Origin of the sequence: Dyadobacter sp. CY312, assembly GCF_021390535.1 — a bacterium.
Classification (GTDB): Bacteria; Bacteroidota; Bacteroidia; order Cytophagales; family Spirosomataceae; genus Dyadobacter.
The window spans coordinates 199887-222239 of sequence record NZ_JAJUXG010000011.1; the positions used below are offsets into that span (position 1 = coordinate 199887).

At 41.5% G+C, this 22353-nt stretch carries 15 protein-coding genes; 10 read left to right on the forward strand and 5 right to left on the reverse strand.

Annotated features, from left to right (window positions below; genetic code table 11):
* Nucleotides 1-19: 19 nt before the first annotated feature.
* Complete coding sequence (mce, locus tag LZG71_RS15840) at nt 20-427, reverse strand: methylmalonyl-CoA epimerase (protein ID WP_233821944.1); 408 nt, start codon at nt 425-427, stop codon at nt 20-22.
* A 35-nt stretch (nt 428-462) separates the two neighbouring features.
* Nucleotides 463-1398 (reverse strand): ribosome small subunit-dependent GTPase A, encoded by a 936-nt coding sequence (gene rsgA, locus LZG71_RS15845; RefSeq protein WP_233821946.1) that lies wholly within the window; start codon nt 1396-1398, stop codon nt 463-465.
* A gap of 340 nt (nt 1399-1738) precedes the next feature.
* Here rsgA and LZG71_RS15850 point away from each other — a divergent pair, with 340 nt between their 5' ends.
* A complete protein-coding gene (locus LZG71_RS15850; RefSeq protein WP_255713095.1) occupies nt 1739-2965 on the forward strand; it encodes an ROK family transcriptional regulator in 1227 nt (408 codons plus the stop codon).
* Nucleotides 2966-2998: 33 nt separating this feature from the next.
* Here the strand turns inward: LZG71_RS15850 and LZG71_RS15855 are convergent, their stop codons facing one another.
* Entirely contained in the window at nt 2999-4249 is a 1251-nt protein-coding gene (locus LZG71_RS15855; protein ID WP_233821948.1) for a 3-deoxy-D-manno-octulosonic acid transferase, read from the reverse strand.
* A gap of 234 nt (nt 4250-4483) precedes the next feature.
* Here LZG71_RS15855 and LZG71_RS15860 point away from each other — a divergent pair, with 234 nt between their 5' ends.
* From LZG71_RS15860 to LZG71_RS15875, 4 genes are all read left to right on the forward strand, one after another.
* Nucleotides 4484-5245, forward strand: coding sequence for a hypothetical protein (locus LZG71_RS15860; RefSeq protein ID WP_233821949.1), 762 nt, complete (start codon nt 4484-4486; stop codon nt 5243-5245).
* 55 nt (nt 5246-5300) lie between these two features.
* Nucleotides 5301-6179 carry a lipoyl synthase gene (lipA, locus tag LZG71_RS15865; protein WP_233821950.1) on the forward strand — a complete coding sequence of 293 codons (879 nt, stop codon included), beginning with the start codon at nt 5301-5303 and terminating at the stop codon, nt 6177-6179.
* A gap of 215 nt (nt 6180-6394) precedes the next feature.
* Nucleotides 6395-7675, forward strand: a complete 1281-nt coding sequence (gene metK / locus LZG71_RS15870) for a methionine adenosyltransferase (protein ID WP_233821951.1) — start codon at nt 6395-6397, stop codon at nt 7673-7675.
* 376 nt (nt 7676-8051) lie between these two features.
* Nucleotides 8052-9044: an acyl-CoA desaturase gene (locus tag LZG71_RS15875; RefSeq protein WP_233821952.1), complete on the forward strand. Its 993-nt coding sequence runs from the start codon at nt 8052-8054 to the stop codon at nt 9042-9044.
* A gap of 49 nt (nt 9045-9093) precedes the next feature.
* Here the strand turns inward: LZG71_RS15875 and LZG71_RS15880 are convergent, their stop codons facing one another.
* Together LZG71_RS15880 and LZG71_RS15885 are read right to left on the reverse strand one after the other, a co-directional pair.
* On the reverse strand, nt 9094-12207 hold the full coding sequence (locus LZG71_RS15880; protein ID WP_233821953.1) for an efflux RND transporter permease subunit: 3114 nt from the start codon (nt 12205-12207) through the stop codon (nt 9094-9096).
* A 51-nt stretch (nt 12208-12258) separates the two neighbouring features.
* On the reverse strand, nt 12259-13320 hold the full coding sequence (locus LZG71_RS15885) for an efflux RND transporter periplasmic adaptor subunit (RefSeq protein WP_233821954.1): 1062 nt from the start codon (nt 13318-13320) through the stop codon (nt 12259-12261).
* A 254-nt stretch (nt 13321-13574) separates the two neighbouring features.
* On the opposite strand from LZG71_RS15885, the gene LZG71_RS15890 reads away from it, so the two are divergent.
* From LZG71_RS15890 to LZG71_RS15910, 5 genes are all read left to right on the forward strand, one after another.
* Complete coding sequence (locus LZG71_RS15890; RefSeq protein WP_233821955.1) at nt 13575-19652, forward strand: alpha-2-macroglobulin; 6078 nt, start codon at nt 13575-13577, stop codon at nt 19650-19652.
* Between the two features lie 122 nt (nt 19653-19774).
* On the forward strand, nt 19775-20590 hold the full coding sequence (locus LZG71_RS15895; protein WP_233821956.1) for a hypothetical protein: 816 nt from the start codon (nt 19775-19777) through the stop codon (nt 20588-20590).
* Between the two features lie 61 nt (nt 20591-20651).
* Nucleotides 20652-21338, forward strand: coding sequence for a tetratricopeptide repeat protein (locus LZG71_RS15900; RefSeq protein WP_233821957.1), 687 nt, complete (start codon nt 20652-20654; stop codon nt 21336-21338).
* 55 nt (nt 21339-21393) lie between these two features.
* A complete protein-coding gene (locus LZG71_RS15905; protein WP_233821958.1) occupies nt 21394-21798 on the forward strand; it encodes a hypothetical protein in 405 nt (134 codons plus the stop codon).
* A gap of 208 nt (nt 21799-22006) precedes the next feature.
* Nucleotides 22007-22351, forward strand: a complete 345-nt coding sequence (locus LZG71_RS15910; RefSeq protein ID WP_233821959.1) for a DUF1801 domain-containing protein — start codon at nt 22007-22009, stop codon at nt 22349-22351.
* The last annotated feature ends 2 nt before the right edge of the window (nt 22352-22353 follow it).

Here is a 22353-nt window from a genome sequence, read left to right on the forward strand (position 1 = left end):
TCCTTTACAACTTTGGTCATTATTGATTGATCTCCTGACAGAGTTCAATCAATATGCCATTTGTAGTTTTAGGATGTAGAAAGCAAACCAGTTTGTTGTCTGCTCCTCTTTTGGGAGTGTCGTTCAATAGTATAAAGCCTTCTTTTTGCAGCCTTCCCATTTCAGCTACAATGTCATCTACCTCATAAGCAATGTGATGAAAGCCCTCCCCTTTTTTCTCAATGAACTTTGCAATTACGCTGTCAGGATTGGTAGCTTCAAGAAGTTCTATCTTGGTTTCATTAATCTGGAAAAATGAGGTAGAAACTGACTCCGAATCGACCGTTTCTCTCTTATATGGTAAGATGTTGAAAAGCTTTGAGTAAAGATCCTCGGCCTGAGCCAGATCCTTCACTGCAATCCCGATATGTTCAACATTCCGAAACATCTGCCTTCATTTATGATCCACACTCCATTTTAATTTCACTTCCTGTTATCCCCGCCGCCGACCATACTCAGATAACTTTCATACCGGCTAAAGGCAATTTGTCCATCCTGCACTGCGTCTTTAACCGCACAACCAGGTTCATTGATATGCTGACAATTGTTGAACCGGCACTGATTAAGCAAGTCACGCATTTCAGGAAAGTAATGACTTATTTCTTCCGGCTTCATGTCAGCCAAGCCAAGCTCCTTAATTCCCGGTGAATCAATAATAAAAGTATCCTTTTCCAACTCAAACATTTCTGCAAATGTAGTGGTGTGAACGCCCTTGTTAGCAAATGTGGATACTTCCTGCGTTTTAATTGAAAGACCGGGAGAAATTGCATTTACCAACGTAGATTTCCCTACACCGGAATGACCTGAAAACAGAGATACCTTTCCTTTAAGTAAATCCTTTAACTCTTGGATTCCTTCGTTATGCAGCGCGTCGGTAGCCATGCAGGTATAGCCCAGCCCCTCATACAACTCCATGAGTTGATCCTGAAATTCCTTTATTTCCTCATTCAACAAATCCTGTTTGTTAAACACGATTACACCCGGAATCCTGAACGATTCAATGGCGACCAAAAAACGGTCTATAAATCCTAATGAAGTACGTGGAAAAATCAGCGTGGCGATAAGTATAGCCTGATCAACATTGGCGGCCAAAAGATGGGCGTGAGCAGTTTTGTGCACAGAACTTCTGACTACATAATTTTCCCTTGGAAGTATTTCATGTATAATACCGAAATTTTCCGTTTCATTCTCTACCTCAAAACGCACATAATCGCCCACAGCGAGCGGGTTGGTCACTTTTAGTCCCAGATTCTTGAATTTCCCTTTAAGCCTGCATTGCCAGATATGTGCGTCGCGGACATCCCTCACCTCATACCAGGAACCTGTTGAACGCAGGACTAGCCCTTTTTCTAATACCATTCTTTAAAATAGACATTTTATGCAATAAACGAATATAACAGAAGTTTACCTTCCTAAGGTGTTTCAGTATAAATTAAAAGGAGAACACACTGCGCAAAATTAGTAGTTTAAGCAGTAACAGTGTCTTTATTGTAGGTCAATGTAGTGATAAGAGTCAAAAGCTTCAATTGCAGAGGAGTTAACATAAATAATCCTTCTTCCTTCAGTAGCCAAATGATTACATACCTAAAATAAGATTATACAATCTTTTTGATAACTTTTTCACATTTTTATATAATTATTAAGAAATATTAATAATAGCCGTATATTTAGTAAATGAAAATGTATTGCTTTACATGTTATGAACCTAGTTGCTGAAGAGCCCAATTCCGTAATAGATATTAGAAAAAATCGTGTCAGAAGTAATTTGTTACTTCACCTATATCAGTCTGGTGACACGTCTATAAATAAGATGGCACGAATGTTCCATGCGAGTATTCCGTCGGCCACTGGTATAGTGAATGAGCTCATACGTGACGGATGGATCGTAGAATCAGGAACTGGTCCTGCGCGCGCCGGGCGTCCTCCTGTTTTATACGGTTTGAACCCTGACAAGTACTTGACTCTCATCATGGACATCAATCGCCATGACACGCAACTTGTGATATTTAACCTGCACAATAAACTAATAGTAAAGCGTAAAATTGATATAAGACTGGATGACTCTTTGTCGTTTTTGGAAGAGCTTTTCAATATCACAAGTGACTTCCTAAGCTTTAACAATATATCGTTGGATAGCCTTTGGGGAATAGGTGTAGCCATGCCGGGACTGATCAATACTTCTCATGGAATCAACCTGACATACCCAAATCTGACGAAGGGCGGAGTATCGCTGTCTACCTATATTGGTAAACATTTTAATTTGCCAACGTATTTGTTTAACGATACAAAAGCAACCACCATCGGCGAACACCGTTTTGGTTTCGCAGTGAATAAATCGCACGTTCTTACAATCAATATAGATTGGGGTGTTGGTTTGGGTATTATCGTTAATGGAGAGCTGTTCAACGGAACATCCGGTTTTGCTGGTGAACTTGGGCATATTCAGGTAAAACCCGACGGCTTGTTGTGCCACTGCGGGAAGATTGGCTGTCTGGACACGATTTCCTCCGCTATGGCACTCATCCGCCAGGCTAAGGAAGAAATCCAAAATGGTCGTGCCACCATTTTATCTCAGATTGTAAATAACGATCTGGATCTGCTGGACACTTCACACATCATTGAAGCGGTACATGCAGGAGATGAGTACTCTATTGATTTGCTTAGCACGGTTGGTACCGAACTTGGTAAAGGGCTGGCTACGGCAGTTCATTTATTCAATCCGGAGGTCATTATTGTAGGCGGAATGCTAGCAGAAGCCGGGCCATTTATTTCCAATCCTATTGAACAGGCAATTAATAAATATTGTCTGTCTGATTTCAAAAACTCGCTTTCCATACATATTTCGAAATTGGGCGCAAGCGCCCGACTTCTGGGAACACAGGCTCACTTATTCGAGCATCTGATTGCAAGGGAATTTTCAAATTAAAATAAACTGATGGCGAAGTTAGAAGCTCCGCCATCAGCCCAATTTTTCTTGCACGGTTGCCAACACAATATTAGTTGCACCTATTTGTCGCGCCACATAAGCTTTACTGATTTCGCCCGTTTGAGTTCTCACCACAGGATCACACCATTTTTGAATTAATCTTATAAGGTTTTCCACATTCGAAACGGCAACCGCGCCACCTTCCTCTATAAGATCTTTTGCTTCCTGAAACTTCCTGTATCCTTTATCTCCAAATGTTACCGGCAATCCAAATGTAGCGGCTTCCAGTATGTTATGAAGCCCGGATCCAAATGATCCACCTATATAAGCCATATCGCCATACCGGTACAGCGACGACAACATCCCTATGTTGTCAATAAAAAGATAATCCGCTTCCTGGTTATTGCCTTTTACAAATTCTGAATAAAGTACCGATGAGCCGGATAATTTACCTCGCCAGGATTCAATCTCTTCACTTTTGATTTCATGCGGAGCTATGATCATTTTTACAGGTTTTTTCAACGCATTCACTGCTGGAATAAGTACTTCCATATCGGCTTCCCAAACAGATCCAGCCACCATACACACACGATCACCTTTAAAAGCAGCAACCAGCGGAAGATCCTTGACAGAGGATGCGATTGCGCTTACTCTGTCGAAACGGGTATCTCCTGCAAGCGAGCAATGGTCAATATGTATACTTTTGAGTAATTGCAGCGACTCTTCATTTTGCACAAAGATGTGGTCGAAGTACGTTAGCAATTTCCTGTAAAAACTGCCATACCACTTAAAGAAAACTTGTCCAGGTCTGAAAATCGTAGAAAATGAATAGATAAATGCTCCCGATTTCCTGAGTTCACGGAGATAATTGAACCAGAATTCATATTTGATAAAAAAGACAATCCTGGGTTTTACGATCCGGATAAATTCGGCAGCATTGGTTTTTGTATCAATAGGAAGATAACAGATGTGATCGGCGCCTGCATAGTTTTTTCTGATTTCGTAGCCAGAGGGAGAGAAGAATGTCAGGAAAATGAAATAGTCAGGATAACGCTCCCTGAATGCTTCTATGACTGGGCGGCCTTGTTCAAACTCACCTAACGATGCTGCATGAAACCAAGCAACCGGTCTGCCATTTACCAGCTTTGGAAATGAAACATCCAAATCGGCCAGTAAACTTTTTCTGCCTTCGACCCCCAATTTGATTTTATGACTGAACAAACCAGCAAAACGCATCAGGAACTGAAAAGCTATTATAAATATTTGATAAGCAAATGCCGTCAATGTTTGTGAATTAAGTTGTGCTAAAAACCGGTTAGTATTTCATCCGGTTTCATGAGTAATTGTAAAATTGCAGCACTGAGAGCACTGCATCAATATTTATTAATAGGATAAAGAACATAAATGTACAAAAAACCGTTAAACTGCAGTCGGGGCACTGAGGATATATCAATAATTAGTATCTTCACCCCTCATACCACAGTTCTGATTGTAGCCACAGCGATATACATACCTAATATGATTCGTGTCAAACTTTTACTTTCTGCATTTGTTCTGATCGTCGCTTCGACGGATTTGTTCGCTCAACGCCGGGCCAAAGTTGAAGAAAATGAGGATACATACAAGACTTTCACATCAGCAGGTCTCACAACGAATACCAACTCTGGGATTTTGGGAGGTGTGGTATTCAGGCAGTCTTCTGCAATTTCTTCTAAGCTTTGGGGTAAAAATCAGTACAGATACCTTGCTGTGGAGTTAGTAAACGTAAAACATCCTAAAGAACTTGCAGAGCAAAACTTTAACACAGGTTCGAGATTCGTATACGGAAAGAGAAACTATCTTTTTTCCCTAAGACCGGAATATGGCAGAGAACTTGCTTTGTTTAACAGACACGAGGATGAAGGAATTTCAATAAGTGCGATTGTAGCTGCCGGTCCAACAATTGGGCTAGAAAAGCCTTATATGGTTCAGTTCAGAAACTCTGACGGCAGAACTGAAAACAGAGCGCTGGATGCAACGATGTCTAATCCGTACCAAGATGCAATAGGCGGAGGTAGTTTCTTTCAGGGCTTTGGAAAGACAAAAATCGTCCCTGGTGTTCATATAAAAACTGCTCTAACTTTCGAATTAAGTGCTTTCCGCGAAAGTGTTACCGGTGTAGAAATCGGTTTCCTTGCAGAAGCATTTACCAGAAAAACGAATATTATGTTATTTGCTGAAAATCGCAGTTTTTTCACATCGGGATATCTAACGCTTTATTTCGGAAGCAAAAAAAGATAATAATGTCATTAACCGATACTTGGCTACTTAGCTGATTGTCTGTATTTATTAAAGTATGATTGAATTACCAGTTATTCCATCGGAGCGCAAAAAGCGGCCCGACTGGCTCAGAGTAAAACTTCCCGCAGGTCCCGAATTCCGCAAAGTCCGCCAATTGGTGGATAATTACAAGCTGCACACGATTTGTGAAAGCGGCAGCTGCCCCAATATGGGAGAATGCTGGGGTGCGGGCACGGCAACATTCATGATCCTTGGGAATGTATGTACACGTAGCTGTAGCTTTTGCGCGGTGGCTACCGGTCGTCCTAATGAATATGATGCAGACGAGCCCAGACGTGTTGCTGAGGCTATCAAATTAATGCAGGTAAAGCATGCAGTAATTACTTCCGTAAACCGCGATGAGTTGAAAGATCGTGGTGCTGAAATATGGTATCAAACCGTAGTTCAGGTAAAGGAAAATACGCCTGCAACAACCATCGAAACGCTTATCCCTGATGTGAAGAACAACTGGGACGCGCTCATTCACATGATTGAAGCAGGCCAGGAAGTTGTTTCACATAACATGGAAACGGTTGAACGCTTGTACAGGGCTGTTCGCCCACAAGCGAAGTATGCAAGAAGCCTTGAACAGATAAAAAGAACGAAGGATTTTGGCCAACGCACCAAATCTGGTATCATGCTTGGTTTAGGTGAAACGCAAGATGAAGTTCACAAGGCTATGGATGATCTGGCAGAAAACGGTCTTGATATACTTACATTGGGACAGTATTTGCAACCAACCAAAATGCACCACGAGGTAATAGAATGGATCACTCCTGAGATGTTCGACAACTACCGGGAAGAAGGATTAAAAAGAGGCTTGAAATATGTAGAATCAGGCCCGTTGGTACGATCCAGCTATCATGCCGAACGTCACGTAAATGTACCTATTTGACATTTGAGCTATTTTACCATAAAGCCCTGCCTTTAAAAGAGCGCGGGGCTTTATGATGTTACAATTGACTATATAGCTTACCTAAATAGATTAGCCATCATTTTTTCCAAATAGAAAATTTGGTTAATCTCTTAAAAAAGTTCAATTTTGTGACCTCATCTGTTGGACTCAGAAAGATATTCAAACAGAACACTACATTTCAAAAATAAAGTTTTATGCCATATTTATTTACCTCGGAGTCCGTATCTGAAGGACATCCCGATAAAGTAGCAGACCAGATATCAGATGCCCTGATTGACAACTTCTTAGCATGGGATACAGATAGTAAAGTTGCATGCGAAACGCTTGTAACAACCGGTCAGGTTGTGCTTGCAGGTGAAGTAAAAACAAATACTTACCTGGATGTTCAAAAGATCACAAGGGAGGTAATCAGGAAAATAGGGTATACAAAAAGTGAATATATGTTTGAAGCCAATTCTTGTGGTATTCTTTCAGCTATTCACGACCAGAGTGCGGACATCAACCAGGGTGTTGACCGTGCCGGTGCCAGCGAAAGCTTCGAAGATAAGGCAAATGCACAGGGAGCGGGAGATCAGGGAATGATGTTCGGTTACGCAACCCGTGAGACGGAAAATTACATGCCGCTTGCACTGGATCTGGCTCACAAAATTCTTCAGGAAATGTCAAGCATCAGGAACAATGAGCCTGAGCTAATTTCCTATTTGCGTCCTGATGCCAAATCTCAGGTTACCATTGAATATAGTGACGAAAACGTACCTCTTAGAATTGATACAATTGTTGTTTCTACACAACATGATGATTTTGATTCAGAGGATAAGATGCTAGCTAAAATCAAAGAAGACGTTATAAATATTGTAATACCACGTGTAAAGGCGAAACTTACACCAGAGCTTCAGAAACTCTTCACAGGCGAGATTACGCACCACATCAACCCAACCGGAAAATTTGTAATCGGTGGACCGCACGGAGATACCGGCCTTACTGGTCGTAAGATCATCGTTGATACTTACGGTGGAAAAGGAGCACATGGTGGTGGCGCATTTTCGGGTAAAGATCCTTCCAAAGTGGACAGATCTGCTGCTTATGCAACCCGTCACATTGCTAAAAACATGGTTGCTTCCGGCCTCTGCGACGAAGTACTTGTTCAGGTTTCTTACGCCATTGGTGTTGCTAAACCTTGCGGACTTTACGTAAACACATACGGAACTGCGAAAGTGGCTGATCACGACGGTGTTATTGCTGAAAAAATTGGCGAAATTTTTGACATGCGTCCATATGCCATCGAACAACGTCTGAAACTTCGTAATCCTATCTATTCTGAAACAGCTGCTTATGGCCACATGGGACGTAAAAATGAGATTGTAAAAAAATCATTCAAAGCAGCTAACGGTGAAGAAAAAGAAGTTGAAGTGGAATTGTTCACTTGGGAAAAACTAGACTTTGCTGATCAGATCAAATCGAAATTTGCGCTTTAATTCAAAAGCAGATTACTATAAAAAAATAGGTCGGCTCGCGAGTCGACCTATTTTTTTATAGTAATTTTGAGATTCACATAATATTATTGTGAATTAGTGGCATGTTCTGAAAGAAGTTTCTGACTGGATTAAATTATTACATACTTTTGACTAATAATGTGGAGTCCGCACCGTTTCCTATAGGTTGAAAGGAGAAAATCTTCTTACAGGCTTCATACATTTGCCTTCTCTATTTATGCAGTACCAGAAGATTAAATTTTCAAACGTAGAAAAATCAACTTTTTTCCCGGTTCTCCGCCAACGCGTTGACCAGTATTTTTCATCAAACGAAATTTGTAAATCAGGAGGATCCGGCATAATATATAAAGCATGTTTCATGCTCAGCCTGTATCTGATTCCATACAGCTTAATTCTTTCAGGTAACTTTTCTAACCTGGCAATGCTGGGAATGTGCGTAGTGATGGGACTTGGCGTTGCAGGCGTGGGTATGTCTGTTATGCACGATGCAATTCATGGCTCTCTGGCAACCTCAAAAATCCTGAATAAACTCTTTGGTGCTTCTATATATTTGTTGGGTGGCAATGCATACAACTGGGAGGTACAACACAACAGACTACACCATACCTATACCAACATTCACGAGGTTGACGAAGACATCACAGGAAAATTTCTGCTTCGTCTGTCTTTTCAGGAAAAGTACAAATCCATACACCGCTTTCAGCACATTTATGCTTTCTTTTTGTATAGTCTTATGACCATTTCTTTCCTATGGAAGGACTTTAAAGAAATCTCTCTTTTTAATAAAATGTCTGAATCGGGAATGACGAAACCTTTCCCAAGAAAAGAATTGATTCGTTTGATTATCAGCAAACTGGCTTACGTGGTTTTTATATTGGCAATTCCGATGTATTTCCTGCCCATTACATTCGGACAATGGTTCCTTGGATTTTTGGCCATGCATTGCACCGCAGGAATTATCCTGAGCACAGTATTTCAAATGGCGCATGTTGTGGAAGGCACTGACCAACCAGAACCAGATCAATCCGGATGCATTGAGAATGCCTGGGCTGTGCATCAACTTCAGACGACCTCCAATTTTGCAGGTAAAAATCGTTTCCTGTCCTGGTATATTGGCGGATTGGATTATCAGATTGAACACCACCTTTTCCCTTCCATTTCTCATATCCACTACCATGCGCTCTCGCCTATTGTGCGTGCTACCGCTGCGGAGTTTGGATACGAGTACAATGCCAAGAAGGATTTTTTCAATGCGCTGGGTTCACACGTTCGTATGCTGAGAAGTATGGGCGTAAAGCAACAACCAGCAGTCTCACTGGTCGCCGAACCGCTGGATTCTGTTCTTCAATAATATTCGTTACTCCATTTTGCAGAAGTTATAAATTTCTCATCACAGAGAATTAGACGTGATCATGTTCTTCGAACTCGCTTTCACGCTCAATTTGCTCAATCATTCTCATGTTGTCAAAATTCTTTTCTCTTGACAGGAAAGTGTAGATGGCAGGAATCACATAGAGTGTTAGTACGAGAGAAAAAAGTAATCCACCCATAATGACAATTCCCATGGACATTCGGCTTCTCCCTGCCGAGCCAAGCGCCATGGCAATGGGCAATGCTCCCAAAATAGTAGCTAAACTGGTCATTAGGATAGGTCTGAAACGGAGAGTAGCCGCTTCAAGAACGGCTTCCCTAATACCGAGCCCTTTCTCACGAAGCTGGTTGGCAAACTCCACAATCAGAATACCGTTCTTCGTCACAAGTCCTATAAGCATAATCATACCGATCTGACTGAAAATATTGAGGGTTTGATCGAAAAACCAGAGTGAAAACACTGCGCCCCCAATAGCAAGCGGCACTGTGATCATGATGATAAACGGATCAATAAAACTCTCAAACTGAGCCGCTAAAATGAAGTAAATCAATATCAAGGCCAAAAAGAAAGAGAACATCGTGTTCGACGAACTTTCTGCATAATCCCTTGAAGAACCACTCAACGCAGTTTGTATCGATTCATCTTTCAACTTATCTCTGATTCTGTCCATAGCTGCAATTCCGTCTCCAATCGTTTTACCGGGAGCAAGCGCTGCCTGAACAGTGGCACTCATGTAACGGTTGTAATGAAATAGCTGCGGCGGACTACTCTCTTCTTCTGCTTTCACGATATTGTCAAGCTGAACCAGGCTACCGTTGCTCGTTCGCACAAACATACTCTTCAAATCCAGCGGTTCATCCCTGTTTATTCTATCATACTGTCCTATCACCTGATACTGCCGTCCATTCATGGTAAAATATCCAAATCGCTGCCCTGCAAATGCCAGCTGCATGGTTTGCGCCACATCCTGTACAGATACACCCAACGATTTCGCTTTCTCACGATCAATGGATATCTGTAATTCGGGTTTGCTAAATTTCAGGTTCACATCTGTAATGGCAAACGTAGGATCATTTGCAGCTTCTTCCATGAATTTGGGCAGATACTCTCTCAGCTTTTCAAAGTCCGGAGCCTGAATTACATATTGGATTGGAAGACCGCCACGAGAGTCGACTGAAATGGTTTGCTGCTGAACGACAAATGATTTGGCATCGGGCATCTGTTTCAGTTTCCCGTTTATGTAATCGGCTATCTCCTGTTGGGTTTCTTTACGGTTCTTTTTGTCAACCAAAGCAATACGACCGCTACCCGTATTCGCCGCACCAAGCCCCGAATTTCCCGGCGAAGTGATCAGCATCAATCCCTTTTTCCCTGGCATCGAGTCCATGAGCATATTACCAACACTTTGTACATATCGGTCCGTAAATTCGAATGAAGAACCTTCGGGAGCGGTCATATTAATGCGGAACCAGTTACGGTCGTCCAGCGGTGCAAGTTCGGATTGCAAATCTTTGCCAAAAAAGTAAATCATGCCCAGCGTGATCCCTACCAGTGGAAAAGCAACCCAGCGCATTTTAAGAAACCGGGCAAGTGCCTGGCCGTAATTATCCGTTATCCTCTCAAAAAACGGTTCGGTCTTTTCATAAAACCAGCTTTTCTTATGTGTTTTACGAACCAGATAAGCATTCAGCATTGGTGTAAGTGTAAGAGATACAAATGCCGAAATCAATACGGCAGCTGAAATCACAATCCCGAATTCCCTGAAAAGTTTCCCGACAAATCCTTGCATGAATATCACCGGAAGAAATACGGAGGCCAGCGTTATTGAAGTGGAAAGAACTGCAAAAATAATCTCGTTCGACCCTTTAATTGCCGCCTCCACGGGTTTCATTCCCTGCTCTATTTTCTTGAAAATATTCTCCGTAACCACAATCCCGTCATCCACCACCAATCCCGTCGCAAGCACGATCGCCAATAACGTAAGCACATTGATAGAAAAACCCATAATGTACATCACAAAAAACGTCCCGATTAACGAAACCGGAATATCTATCAAAGGTCGGAATGCGATGAGCCAATCCCGGAAAAACAGGTAAATGATCAAAACCACCAGTACAATTGCAATGAGCAGGGTTTCTCCTACTTCCTCAATGGATCGCTCCACGAAAATCGTGTTGTCGATAAGTGTGTCAAGCTCGTAATCTTTGGGCAGCTCCTTCTTAATATCTGCCATCCGCTTGTTCACCTCCTCCGCAATGTTGATGTAATTGGCACCCGGCATTGGCGAAATGGCGAGTCCAATCATCGGAACATTATCAAGTCTCAGGATCGTTTCTTCATTTTCAGGACCCAACTGCGCAAAACCGATATCCTTCAAATGAATAGTCTGGGTAGTGGAATTTTTAACGATCATTTCATTGAAATCCTCCTCACTACGGAAACGGCCCATTGTTTTTACCGTCAATTCAGTGTTGTCTCCGGCTAGTTTACCACTTGGCAACTCTATATTTTCTTTGTCCAAAGCCGCCTTCACATCCTGTGAAGTAATACCCAGTGATGCCATTTTTACCGGATCCATCCATATCCGCATGGAATATTTTTTTTGTCCGAATATCCTGATCTCACTTACACCCTCAATGGTTTGCAAGCGTTGCGCAATTACATTTTCGGCGTAATCACTTACTTCCAGGTGGGAACGGGAATCACTTTTAAAGGTGAGCACAATAATTGGCTCCGAATTGGCGTCCGCTTTACTTACTGCCGGAGGTCCGTCAATATCAAGTGGAAGCGACCGGGAAGCTGAACCTACCTTGTCCCTCACATCATTCGCCGCCCTCTCCATATCTACACCGATATCAAACTCAACAGTGATTTGACTGGCTCCCTGGCTGCTGGTAGAATTGATGGACTTGATGCCCTCAATACTATTTAATTGCTTTTCAAGAGGTTCCGTAATCTGGGATTCGATGATGTCTGCATTCGCACCGGCATAACTGGTTCGGATGGAAACCACCGGAGGGTCAATAGAGGGAAACTCCCTCATTCCCAAATATGTGTAACCCAAAAAGCCAAATAAAATGATGAGCAGGTTCATCACAATGGCAAGTACCGGGCGCTTTATAGAAAGTGTTGAAATGCTCATTCCGTAAAGGAGAAGTTAAGTAGTTAGGAGAAGTTAAGAAATTGCCCTTAACTAATTTACGCTGACTGCGGCATTGTGTTTCAGCGCTATAATACCTGAGACAATAAGAGAGTCACCTGGCTGCAAACCGTCCATAATCTGTATTTTTTTATCCGTACGTACGCCGGTTTGCACCATTACTTCTGTGGCTTTACCGTTTTTCACGATGTATACTTTTTTCCCTTTCAGAACAGGAACAATCGCTTCTGTCGGGATCATCATAGCCGAATTATTCGCTTCCAGATTTGCCATAATTTTGACAAACATTCCCGGAATAAATCTGCCGGCAGGATTTGGAGCACTTGCTCGCACACGCAAGGTTCTTAGATTTTCATCCACCTTCGGATCAATGGCAATCACTCGCGCATTGTAAGTTGCCGGGTCATTGTCAAGATTGAATTTTACGACATTTCCATTCCTGATATTCGGTGAATATTTTTCAGGAACTGCAAAATCAATTTTTACAGGGTTGCTTTGAACAAGTGTCGCTATGGGTGTTCCGGGTGCGACAAAGGCTCCCACACTTATATTTTTGAGACCAATACGTCCACCAAATGGCGCCCGAATCTCCGTTTTTTCAAGCTGTGATTGAATTACTTCCTTATCAGCATCCAGCACACGAATGTTGTTATTGGTAATATCATATTCTTCCAGATTAATGGCTTCCACATTGAGCAGCTTTTTCTGACGCTCCTCTACTTTCCTCGCCAATTCCTGGTTGTATTCTATTTTTTGTAGCTGCGCTTTCAGCTCACGATCGTTAATTTTTGCAATGAGCTGGCCTTTTTGAACATATGCACCTTCCTGAATATCAAGCTTGACAAGCCGCCCGGAAATCTCTGCCATCAGATTTACCTCTTCGTTGGGCAAAACCGTACCGGAAGCAAAAATCTGGTTTTCAAGCGACTCCCGCCCTACAACGTATACATCGACAGGTATGCCACTCGCCGCCTTTACCTTACCGGTTCCACCCGCACTACCTTCGGCCTTACCTGCCTCGGATTTTGGAAAAACATAAAGTTTACCAAGTACCAACGCAAGAATGACCACCCCGATCAACAATATTGTACGCATAAAGATTTAAAACTAAATTCTGTTCAATTAGTATTTGTATAAATTATATTTTACAAATGTGCTATTTAAAGATAGGTCTTATTGAACAAAGCGGCAACGGGTTACTTTTTTACTTTTAATATTTATTAATTTCTGTTTAATATTCGTTTCTCACAGTCAGCAGGTTGAAAATATCCTGTATTTATTTTCACTATATTTCAACCATTTGGTTCAGAAAAGACTCTTCAACCCAACAGATACATCATCCATAAACCATGAAATTAAGACCACTTTACGTTGCCCTGGCAATTTTCTTACTGCTTCACTTCATATCAACCAATATAAATGCTCAGAATTTGGCTACTCCGTATAGTAAACAATGGAAACTGGTAGAAGACCATTTAAGTAAAAACCTTCCCGCATCAGCACTGGAAGAGGTTAAAAAAATATATCAATCTGCCAAAAAGGAGAATGATCAGGCGCAGCTGATCAAGGCAACTGTCTACATGGCGAACCTTCAAAACCAAAATAGGGAAGATAATGCCGCCTTATCCATTCTGGAACTTGAAAAGGAAATACAGGAGAGCGCCGAACCTGCAAAATCGATATTGACCAGCCTGCTTGCTACTTCTTACTATCAATTCTACCAAAATAATCGCTGGAAACTATACCAACGTACCCAAACAGTTGATTTCAAAAAAGATGATCTCAAAACCTGGGGAGCAGAAGATTTTCATGCCAAAATCGGGCAGCTGTACCTGCGCTCATTACAGGATGAAAAGCTGTTAAAGCAAACGAAACTGGACACTTACGATGCGATAATTACGAAAGGGAATGTCAGGAAGTTGAGGCCAACACTATTTGATCTGCTTGCCTTTAAAGCTTTGGAATATTTCTCCTCAAATGAACGTGATATTAAAAAACCAGCCTACGCATTTGAAATAAACACCGCATCGGCATTTGATCCCGTAGCAGATTTTGTCCATCGCAAATTTGAAACCAAAGATTCGGCGTCTCTGGAATACAAAGCATTGATCATCTATCAAAAACTGCTCGCTTTCCATGCCGAAGATAAAGAACCGGATGCATTGATTGACGCGGATATAAGCCGATTGCAATTTGTGAAGGGAAAGTCGGTACACCCGGATGCAGACCAATTGTATTTCATGTCAATGAATCATTTGGCTGAACAGTATGCTTCTACTCCCGCTGCTGCACAGGCCTGGTACCTGACTGGTTTGTGGCATGAGGAAAAAGGAAGAAAATATGACGTGCACGCCGATACCAGCAATCGTCTTGGCAGGTTGAAAGCAACCACCATTTTCGAAAAGGTTGTGAAGGAAAATCCAAATACCGAAGGCGGTTCGAACGCGTACAACATGCTGCACATCATCCAGGAAAAAACATTCAGTTTTCAGGTGGAAAAAGTAAATGTGCCGGACACTCCGTTTCGCGTTTTTGTTGAATACTCCAATACCGGCAAGGTCTTTTTCCGATTGGTCAAAGCCACTGATAAGTTAAAAACAGAGCTTCAAAATGATCGTAACAACACTTTCCGTTCTCTACTGACCAGCGCTCCTGCCGTACGCAACTGGCAACAGACTTTACCAGATACGAAAGACCATCAGAAACACGAAGTAGAAATAAAAGTGGATGCGCTACCGATTGGTGAGTACTTTTTGGTAGGAAGCACCTCGGAAAACTTCAATGATAGCAAGTCGAGAATCGGATCTACATTGTTCCATGTATCCAACATCAGCTACATCAACCGCGGAAATTATTATTTTGTATTGGATAGAACCAGCGGACAACCGTTGTCAGGAGCAACCGTTCAGTTTTGGGATCAGACATACAATAACGCAACCTATAAATATACGTTTCAGAAGGGCAGCGCTTACGTCGCCGATAAGAATGGCTATTTCAAAAAAGATGACGGAACTGATCAAAAGCGAAATCAAAATTTCCGCATTGAGATTAGTCATAAAAAGGACAGACTTTTCAACGACGAGATCTTATACAGGTATTACAGCTATGATCCTGAAACGGAGACAAACGAAGACAGAGTTTTTGTTTTCACGGACAGAAGCATTTACCGACCAGGACAAACTGTCCATTACAAAGGTATTGTAGCCGGAAAAGATCAAGTTATTGGCGATAAAAAGCTGAGTATTATTCTTCAAAATACCAATGGAGAAGAAGTTTCGAAAGCATCATTAATTTCCAATGAATACGGTACTTTTTCGGATAAATTCCAGTTACCACAAGGGGTGCTCAATGGAGAGTTTGTTATCGTGGTTGACCAGAGGCACCATTTTAGCTTCCGGGTGGAAGAATACAAACGTCCCAAATTTTATGTCGACTACGAGCCTGTAAAAAACACGTATCAGGTCAACGATAGTATTCAGATCAGCGGGAATGCGAATGCTTATGCCGGGAACACGATCAGTGGAGCTACTGTGAAATACCGTGTGGTACGTACGCCAAGATTTTTATATCCATGGTTGTTCAAAAGAGGATATTTCCCGCAGCAGTCGCCAATGGAAATAGCACATGGCGAAATCACCACAGATGTAAATGGCAAATTCAAAATCACATTCCCTGCCATTCCAGACCTGACGATTGACAAAAAACTGGATCCTGTATTTAACTACACCGTTTATGCGGATGTGACGGATTTGAACGGGGAAACAAGAAGTGCAGAAAAGTCGGTTTCGGTTAGCTACAAGTCCATTTTATTACAACTTGATTTACCAAAAACACTTGCCGCAGACAGTCTGAAAACGCTTGATATCAGACCAGAAAACACAAACGGAGAATTTGCTCCGGCTTACGTTTCTGTTAAGATCAATAAGCTCAGAGCCGAACAGCGATTGATTCGTAAGCGTTACTGGGCTCGTCCGGATCAGTTTGTGCTGACCAAAGCGGAGTATATCAAAAACTTCCCGTTTGATGAATATGACAACGAAACGGATCCTGCTACTTGGGCAGTTGAAAAATTGGTCTTTGAAAAAAGTGACTCCGTGACGCTGGGTAAAAAGTTTAACTTAGATAGTAAACTGACCCCGGGTTTTTATCAGATAGAAATACTGACCAAAGACAAAAACGGTGCAGAAGTAAAACTTTTGACCAATATCGAACTCACCGACCCGAACAGTAAACAACTTGCAAATACTAAATATTTATGGAGCGAAGGAAGCCGTCCTATTGAACCCGGACAGAAAACAACGGTAAAACTGGGCTCCTCGGCGGATAATCTTTTTGTGGTACATGGCGTCATCAAAAAGTCGAAAGAACTCAATCCGGAATATTCTTATTTAAAGCTTAACAACGAAAAACGCAGTTTTGAACATACAGCGAAAGAAGCGGACAGAGGCGGATACGGCGTTACTTACATATTCGTAAAGCATAATCGCACCTATGAATTCAGTGATGTAATTGACGTACCATGGACGAATAAAGATCTGAAAATTGAATACGCAACTTTCAGAGACAAAACGCTTCCAGGAAGTGATGAAAAGTGGAAGGTCAAGATCAGTGGATACAAAAAAGACAAAGTGGCCGCCGAAATGCTTGCCAGCATGTACGACGCTTCTCTTGATCAATTTTATGAACACAAGTGGAATAAGCCGGCGGTTTGGTCTACCTACAACAATGCTAATCCATGGAGTACAAACGCAAATTTTGGAAACAAATTTGGAAACCAGTTTCCAATGGAAAGTTTTAAATACAAAAACTACGACAAAATATATGACCAGCTGATACAGCCGGAAAGTAATTATGTCAACTTACAGATGCGAGGTCGGGCAAGCGGCGTATCAAAAGGTACGATCGTGGAATCCGCAGCTGCTCCGGCTGGCTTAGGAAGAGATGAAGCGGCACTGAATGAAGTGGTAGTGGTGGGTTACGGACAACAGGCAAAGAAAATGATGACCGGTGCCGTAGGTGTAATAAAAAATGAAGAAGCTCCTGAAACAGATCAATCGGATCCAACAATCAAAACTCCTCAAATCCGTAAGAACTTTAATGAAACGGCGTTCTGGTTACCCGATTTGCATACGAATGAAGCCGGAGAAATTGAGTTTTCATTCACGATGCCGGAAGCTTTGACACGTTGGAAATTCCAGGCTTTGGCACATACCAAGGAGCTTGCATTTGGTTACAGCAGCAAAGAGATTGTGACGCAAAAAGACCTGATGGTGCAACCCAATGCGCCAAGGTTTTTGAGGGAAGGTGATAAAATTGAGTTCAGCTCTAAAATCGCAAACCTTACTGACAAGCCGCTAAGCGGAACAGTTACATTCCAATTGTTTGATACGGAAACCAATTCTCCAATTGATGACCTGTTTGGCAATTCTGTCAAAGATGTACCTTTTACGACCCAGGCAAAACAGAGTGCCACGGTGAAATTCCCGATTGCAATTCCGAAGAATTTTACCAAAACCATTACCTGGCGCATTACCGCCAAAGCGGGTGCAGTGTCGGATGGAGAGGAGAATATTTTACCGATACTCCCAAACAGAATGCTGGTTACAGAAAGTTTGCCATTGACCATGCGGGGAACGGAAAGCAAGTCCTTCAAATTCGAGAAACTGATCAATTCCGAAAAATCAGCTACACTGACCAATCATTCCCTGACGATTGAATATACCAGTAATCCGGTTTGGTATGCCATCCAGTCACTGCCTTATCTGATGGAATATCCATACGATTGTGCAGAACAAACCTGGAACAGGTATTATGCAAATGCGCTTGCCTCCAACATCGCTAACAGTTCGCCAAGAATTGCAAAAGTTTTCGAAAGCTGGCGAACCGCAGACACTACGGCGTTGCTTAGCAACCTTCAAAAAAATGAGGAGTTGAAATCAGTCTTACTGGAAGAAACTCCCTGGGTTTTGCAGGGCAAATCGGAAGCAGAACAAAAGCGGAATGTTGCGATGCTATTTGATCTTGTGCGGATGGGTAAAGAAATGAATGTGAATCTTGAAAAAGTGAAGCAAATGCAAAGTTCGAATGGCGGTTTTGTATGGTTTAAAGGCGGACCGGATGATCGTTATATGACGCAATACATTGTTTCGGGAATAGGTCATTTGCAAAAACTAAAAGCGGTAACAAAAGATCAGTCGATCGCTCTGAAACAAATACTGGACAAAGCCATCCCCTATCTGGACCTGAAAATCAAAAATGATTATGACGAGTTGATCAGGAACAAAGCAAACTTAAAGGATTATGCTCCTGGCTCTACGGCAATCCAGTACCTGTATATGCGCAGCTTTTTCCCTGATTACAAAATAGCGACAGCATCGCAAAAGGCAGTTGATTTTTTCACCGAACGTTCACGAAAAACGTGGACCTGGCAGAATAAGTACATGCAGGGAATGATCGCCCTTGCCTCACACCGTGCGAAGGACATTGCTACGCCCAAAGCGATTTTGAAATCACTAAGTGAAACTGCGGTTCGCAATCCAGAGTTGGGTATGTACTGGAAAAGCGCACAAAGCTGGTGGTGGCACGAAAACCCGATCGAACGCCAGGCTTTGCTGATTGAAGCATTCCAGGAAGCTGGCAATGATACCAAAACGGTAGACGATTTGCGAACCTGGCTACTGAAAAACAAACAGACCAATCGCTGGGAAAGTACAAAAGCAACTGCGGAAGCGTGTTATGCGCTACTGTTACAGGGAACAGAATGGCTTTCGGCAAGCCCTGAGACGACCATACAACTTGGCACTACGACGGTAAAATCCACAGATGAAAAACAGCAGGCAGGAACGGGTTATTTCAAGAAGACGATTAAAGCGGAAGACGTGACACCAGCGATGGGAAATATCAAAGTAAACCTTGCTTCAGTTGATAAAGGCAAATTAAATACCAGCTGGGGAGCAGTTTACTGGCAATATTTTGAAGATCTGGACAAAATCACTTTTGCTGAAACGCCTCTAAAGATTGAGAAAAAGTTATTTGTAGAGAAAAATTCGGATACTGGTCCGGTACTTACGCCTGTTGAAAAAAGCACAGCATTGAAGGTTGGAGATAAAATAAAGGTAAGAATCGTGCTTCGTGTGGACAGAGAAATGGAATATGTGCACATGAAAGACATGCGGGCGTCGTCTCTGGAACCAGTGAATGTATTGAGTGGATACAAATGGCAGGGCGGACTTGGGTATTACGAAAGCACAAAAGATGCAGCTACCAATTTCTTTTTCAGCACATTGCGAAAAGGAACTTACGTATTTGAATACCCGCTTTTCGTAACGCATGAAGGTAATTTTAGCAATGGAATCACCACCGTGCAGTGTATGTATGCGCCGGAGTTCACAGCGCACAGTGAGGGAGTGAGGATTGAGGTGAAGTGAGGTTTTTCTTTTATCTACATAAATCAAGTTGCATTAGTAGGTACGAGATGAATATTAGCATTATTTTAAAGATAGGATAAGCAATTCTTGTTACGTTTGGCTAAACTACCACAATAATAGTTATGAAAATTATTCAAAAACTTGGCCTCTTCGTAATTATAAGTCTTATTCATATTAACATATATGCAAAAGAAAGAAAAGCAATTATTAAAGTAAATGTGCTCAGGGGTGAAAGTTTAGTTACTTCAAACGTTGATCCTCTGAGCGCAGAATCCCTTATTCATGATGAGCTTAAACGGATGGGTATCAACAGGGTTTATTCTCAGAAAGGTAATAACGCAGATCTGCTTTTCATAGATGCCTTCATTTACCAATATCCCGCAGACAATCCAACTGTTGTGTTAACGGTAAGAACACAAAATGGAATTCACCATTTTGGCAAGGCTTCCTCCAAAATATTCACTGACCGGGGAAATGCAACATTGAAGTTAATTGATAAACTTGTAAGCCAAATGCCGGACGAATTTGATTTGGATAGAGTCTATGAACTGGGAATTATGGATCTGATATCTCCCGGCAGTGTGAGTTTGATCGGTATGTCATCGAACGCTATAACCAAAACATACCGGTCCAAATATTCGCTTTCTCTTAACTGGCAAACTATCGACCCACCAAAATTCTTTATGCCCGAGTCATTCAATGACTACTTTTCTTATTGTGTTGATTTTCAAGGAATCAGAAAGGAACTTAAATCAGGTGAGTTAATTATAAATCTTAAATTAAATGATAGCGGAATTTTTGAAATTAGGAACATAAACTCGACTATTAGTCTTAGTGATAAACAAAAGTCAAGAGTCAAAAGCGCAATAGACGCCATTCCAATTTGGTGTACAAAAGAGGAAAGTTACGAAGCGGACCTGATACTGAAAATACTTTAAACAAGAGACGGATTTTCTTAACCCGATTCATTTTACTTTAATATATACCTCCCCCAGCAACATGAAATCTTTTTTAATAGCTGCTTTTTCTCTTTGGGCAACTATCTCTTTTTCTCAAACAATAAAGTATCCAGAATGGAAAAAGGAAGCAAAAACGAACATAAGATTACTGCCTAAATACGGCCACCAAGCAAAGACTGATAAGCAAAAGGCAGCCGATCAGGAATTGATAGATAATTACATCGCTCAGGAAGGAACAAGACGTAAAGCATCCGAAGTATTAATTGAAATTGGTTTTGAATATTTAAACCGTGGAGAAATCAAGACAGCCATGTATAGGTTCAACCAAGCATGGCTACTTGATCCAAACAACGAAGATGTATTTTGGGGATGGGGCTCTGTCTACTTTCATTTCAATGATTACCAAAAAGCATTAGAACAATATAATGAGGGTCTTTTGTTAAATCCTACAAATCCGCGTCTACTGACTGACAAAGCTACAATTTACATGGGTAACTACTATGACAAGAATGACTCGGGTGCCATCAAAACGGCTATTAACCTATTCTCCGAGTCCTACGCGATAGACAGCACAAATCAGAATACAACTTATAAACTTGCAGTGGCATATTATAATATTAAAGACTGCGACAATGCCTGGAAATTTTACGAAATATGCTCAAAACTTGGTGGTAATCCCATAAAACCAACATTTACGAAAGCACTGGAAGCTAATTGTAAGCGTTAGAAAATTGGCAATTGCTATATTGACAACCATGATGATCAAAAGATTAACAATTTCTATGATGTTCTTAATTCTCAGTTTCTCCCAAATTTCCTGTTTGGATAAACTGGGAGCCAAGTTTCCTCCGTTAAATACCAGGAAACTTAAAAAGAAGGTGCAGCCTACTTACGAATTCAGTAAAGTGGTGATGGAATACAAAGCCAAAAATGGATTCTGGCCCAAGTCGGAGCAGGATTTAATGGCCAACAATAAAAACGCGGTAAATTCATTATATGACCGTGGTTTTAAGGAGTGGCATCTTGGCACAGATTCGCAGGATTCTCTAAACATTCATTTTGTACATGATCCTGTTTCCGAGGGTTCTCATATCGGCGGCGTTCCAATCCCAACAAAAAAAGTTAAGATAAAAACCTTATACATTTTTTCAAGCGGGCTTATTAAAACAAAATTCGATAAGAAGTAAAAGATTCGTTTGTCCCAACCACACCCCTAATTTGTCATAACTTCCACCCGTAAATCTGAATGAATCGAAGGACATTTGCACATTAAAAAAACACAAACTGATATTCCCAAACATCTTGGTGGCTTTGAGTCATTGTGGCTAAAAGTGTTTACCAAATGAAATTGCTGAATATATTTTTCAAAAATCACATTTTTAAACAACCACAGCAATGAACGAAGAAGTAACTCAATACATCCAAAAACTACCCGACTGGCAAATTGCCATCAGTGAAAAACTGCGAAAAATGATCTTTGAAACGATTCCTTCGATTCAGGAGCGGATACAGTATGGCAAACCACATTATCTCAAAGACGGGCATTATGCGGCTGTCATCCATGCTGCAAAAGATAAAGTTTCTTTCATGGTTTTCAACGCTACTGAATTGGAAGATATTAAGGGTTTTTTCAATTCGACAACTAGTCCGGATCGGAAAACGGCAGCTATAAAACAAGGCATGGAAGTGGATTACGATCTGTTATCAGCAAAACTAAAACAGGCTTCGGACGGATTGTAAAT

Coding starts and splice junctions, on each gene's coding strand:
- LZG71_RS15880 (WP_233821953.1), bottom strand. CDS start 12,207: ATGAGCATTTCAACACTTTCTATAAAGCGCCCGGTACTTGCCATTGTG.
- LZG71_RS15850 (WP_255713095.1), top strand. CDS start 1,739: ATGAACCTAGTTGCTGAAGAGCCCAATTCCGTAATAGATATTAGAAAA.
- mce (WP_233821944.1), bottom strand. CDS start 427: ATGTTTCGGAATGTTGAACATATCGGGATTGCAGTGAAGGATCTGGCT.
- LZG71_RS15910 (WP_233821959.1), top strand. CDS start 22,007: ATGAACGAAGAAGTAACTCAATACATCCAAAAACTACCCGACTGGCAA.
- LZG71_RS15860 (WP_233821949.1), top strand. CDS start 4,484: ATGATTCGTGTCAAACTTTTACTTTCTGCATTTGTTCTGATCGTCGCT.
- LZG71_RS15875 (WP_233821952.1), top strand. CDS start 8,052: ATGCTCAGCCTGTATCTGATTCCATACAGCTTAATTCTTTCAGGTAAC.
- LZG71_RS15885 (WP_233821954.1), bottom strand. CDS start 13,320: ATGCGTACAATATTGTTGATCGGGGTGGTCATTCTTGCGTTGGTACTT.
- LZG71_RS15905 (WP_233821958.1), top strand. CDS start 21,394: ATGATGTTCTTAATTCTCAGTTTCTCCCAAATTTCCTGTTTGGATAAA.
- metK (WP_233821951.1), top strand. CDS start 6,395: ATGCCATATTTATTTACCTCGGAGTCCGTATCTGAAGGACATCCCGAT.
- LZG71_RS15895 (WP_233821956.1), top strand. CDS start 19,775: ATGAAAATTATTCAAAAACTTGGCCTCTTCGTAATTATAAGTCTTATT.
- LZG71_RS15890 (WP_233821955.1), top strand. CDS start 13,575: ATGAAATTAAGACCACTTTACGTTGCCCTGGCAATTTTCTTACTGCTT.
- lipA (WP_233821950.1), top strand. CDS start 5,301: ATGATTGAATTACCAGTTATTCCATCGGAGCGCAAAAAGCGGCCCGAC.
- rsgA (WP_233821946.1), bottom strand. CDS start 1,398: ATGGTATTAGAAAAAGGGCTAGTCCTGCGTTCAACAGGTTCCTGGTAT.
- LZG71_RS15900 (WP_233821957.1), top strand. CDS start 20,652: ATGAAATCTTTTTTAATAGCTGCTTTTTCTCTTTGGGCAACTATCTCT.